The 3,266-nt window shown below is 30.6% G+C and carries 3 protein-coding genes; all 3 read right to left on the bottom strand.

Going from position 1 to position 3,266, the window contains the following annotated elements; all coding sequences use genetic code 11:
• On the bottom strand, positions 1–217 hold a 217-nt coding region (locus KKC53_05465; GenBank protein MBU2598601.1), incomplete at its 3' end, for a hypothetical protein.
• Between the two features lie 104 nt (positions 218–321).
• Positions 322–1,569, bottom strand: coding sequence for a serpin family protein (locus KKC53_05470; protein MBU2598602.1), 1,248 nt, complete (start codon positions 1,567–1,569; stop codon positions 322–324).
• A gap of 136 nt (positions 1,570–1,705) precedes the next feature.
• The gene (locus KKC53_05475; GenBank protein MBU2598603.1) at positions 1,706–3,160 is read right to left on the bottom strand and encodes a phosphoenolpyruvate carboxylase; all 1,455 of its coding nucleotides are present in this window, start codon (positions 3,158–3,160) and stop codon (positions 1,706–1,708) included.
• Positions 3,161–3,266: the final 106 nt, after the last annotated feature.

Raw genomic sequence — 3,266 nt, forward strand, 5'->3', positions numbered from 1 at the left:
CTCCAATAGATATATTTGCTAATTCAGGTTTTACATATACTTCACCCATTCCATTTACAGAAATTGCATTTGGAGCTTCAGTCCCAACAGCTACAGGCTTACTCGCTAATTTCATCTTAGGTATAACCATTGTCATTTGCACTAAAAGAACAATAGCTGATATAAGTACTGCTAATATTCCTAAAATAACTAAAATTGTTGATACTAATTTTGACACATTTACCTCCTTATCTACTTAATTAAATTTTATTTTTGAATTTCATTTATTTATCCTTTAAATAAATATTTAATTTTTTATTTAAAAATTTCCTATTTAGTGTTTTATTCAGAAGGATTAACAACTCTTCCTAAAAATAGAATATTACCTGTTTCTCTTTCTTGAATCATAAATATAAATGGATGATCTGCTCTAAAGACAATACTTGGCAAAACTGCTGTTTCCTTCATAACAACACCAGTTGCTGCTGCAGCCTCTGTACCTTCTTCATTAACTTCAACAAAAGCCTGATGAATTACATCACTGATGAAAAGTTTCTTTGTTCCATCCATCCCTGAGAAATCCGCATTAGAAAAAGCAGTTGACATACCCATTTTTTTAAGTATTTCATTCATAAAATATTTAGTTTCAAATTTAAATTTAGGTATATATACATCAACCTGTTCTTCTATGAGCATATTTCTTAATTCAGTAATTTTTTCTTTATTGAGTGATTCTTCAACTGATTTCAAATTATCTTCTTTTGGAAGTAAAATAAGCATGGATAATTCTTCTCCTTCATAAAGCATCTCAAGAATCTGAAGTTCTTCTGTTTCAGCATAATTGAATGTCGCTTCTTCTCCAGTCAGTCTCATCATTGGAACCTTAACTGTTTTTTCTGGGTTTACTTTAAAATCATCTTCTATAGTATCTTCCTTATCAAATTGTTTAATCCACATGCTTTTAAAATAAATTGCGTTAGTAAGCACTAAACGTGTTAATGCATCAAGAACACCTTGTGGAATTAAATCTTTGATCTTATTATTTGTTTGTTCTTCTACCCATTTATTTATTGTTATTCGAGAGTTTTCAGTGTCATTTACAAAATCTAAGTTAGTAACTTTTCCTGCATAATATCTTTGTATAGTATTCATATAATCTTCTAAAAACTTATAATCTTTCTGAGCCCAAAGAGCATTAGCTGTATGAAGTTCATATTTCTTATCCTTTTTATTTAAAAGGTTGTATATCTTTGCAAATGAGGATCTTCGTATGCTGTCATCTTCAGGAAAATGAAATACTGACCTCATCTCTTCTGCTGTTTGTCCTCTTGCCCCTTCATAAGTCATCGCTAATGCTGTAGATATACTGTATGGTGAGAAGAATATGTTACTTTCATTGTATTCTGGGACATCTTTAAGCTTTAAATAAAGGTCAAAAGCGAACTGATTATTTGAATTAATAATCTTATTAACTCCTTCAGGAGTTGATTTACTATCATCTGCCTTAGTTGTTGAGGAAGCTCCACTTCCATTTGCACAACCAGACAAAATCATTAAAAACAGAAAAAATGATATTAATTTCTTGATCAATTTTCCTCCTTATTCTATAAAATATTTGTTTTATTAGAATATAATTATTTAAATAAGCTATCTAAGAATTAGACTAAAAAGTAAAATAAAAAGTTCCCTATCAATTTTTATACGAAGTTTTGCTTGCAACTTATTATTATCCTAAGAATTTTCTCAAATTTGCTGCTCTTAGAATATACTCTTTTAAATCTTCAGATTTATTTTCCTTTAATAAATTTATGATGTAACCAGTTATTTCTTTATGCTCATTATCAGTTGTAAAACTTATGAAATTCCTAGCTCTTGCTTCAAGACCTTTTGGTAGAAAAACTGCACTTGGGTTAAAATATCTGAGAGAATCCCTCAAATCTTCTTCAAAATTTACATAAACTTCCCTAATAAATTGCAGGTCATCCTTATTCAAAGCATTCAAACCAAGGATTTCTGGTGGTAAACCTACTGAATAAAGAGCAGCTGTAAATGTTATCGCCCTCGGTAGTGTAATACCTCCTATACCACGTGAATACCCAAATAAACCTATATGCAGTTTCCTCTTTCTTCTGCGTGGAACATACCTTGCAACTTTATTGATTAATGGTGCTAATTCTATAATTTGTCTCTGGTATTCATAAGAATATTTCTTAATTATTTCTAAATACCTCTCTTCATCTATTTCCTGAGGTGAACCCGTTTTTCTTTCTTGCAATTTTCTTATAGCTTCTTTAACTTTGTCAGAGGGATTATCATATTTAAATGCGGATTGAATAGTAAATGTATGAACACTTGGATATTCTTTTATAACTCTCTCTACAGTTTGTGGTCTTAAATTGCCCCTGAAAGGAGCTGAACCTACACCCACAATAGGATAAATCTTAACACCTATATCTTCTGACAATTTTTGCAATCTCTGAAGAGCAATCTTGTTTAAAAGAACAGCACTAACCAATCCATAATTCATTGCTGGGTCTGACCTTGCAAGAAAAACTCTCTGATGCTCTATATTTTTGTTTTTTAAATATTCTTTAGTCATTCTGTGTGCATCAAGTATATGTTCCATGTCTTCAAAAAGAGGTATAACATTGATTACTTTAGGTCTAAATTCTCCAGTCCATTCAGCAATTGTTATATCCCCTTTTCTAATAGGTTTATTCTGTTTTCCTACAACAAAATCACAATAATATCTGTAAACTCTATCAAGGCTCTTAGGAGAGGTTGTCATAGGTAATATAACTTCAAATATTGGGGATATATCATCCCTGTAAAATAATTTAGCAGCATCAAAAGATCTGGGTATACTCTCCAAAGTTTCCAATAATATTTTTGCTTCATCCTTTTCTACAGTTGGATTTGGTACCCTCAAAGTTATAAATATATCTTTACCTAACTTTTTTTCTCTGAAAAATAATTCATATTTTGTCAATAATTTTTTAACTATATAATTATCAACCTCCTTACCTTCGCAATCCCACATCTGTTCGTCACAGTTTAAATGTGAGAAGGCATAGTATGCTTCCTGTATTTCGTCTTCCCCATGAAGCTCTATATTTTCTGCAAAAAATGGAGAGTTCACATTATCCGGGTGTTGTGTGCTCATGCATTTTGGTATTTTCATAATATCCGCCTATCTGTTTTTTTAATTTGTATTGTTGCTAATTGATTTTAGACTAAATTAAGATTGATTTCAAAAATCTCAATAGATAAGAGGAATTGGTAGCATA

It is taken from the genome of Actinomycetota bacterium (assembly GCA_018830725.1).
GTDB lineage: Bacteria > Actinomycetota > Humimicrobiia > JAHJRV01 > JAHJRV01 > JAHJRV01.

Bases quoted from the DNA above. Each gene is read 5' to 3' on its own strand.
- KKC53_05475 (MBU2598603.1), bottom strand. From the start codon at position 3,160: ATGAAAATACCAAAATGCATGAGCACACAACACCCGGATAATGTGAAC.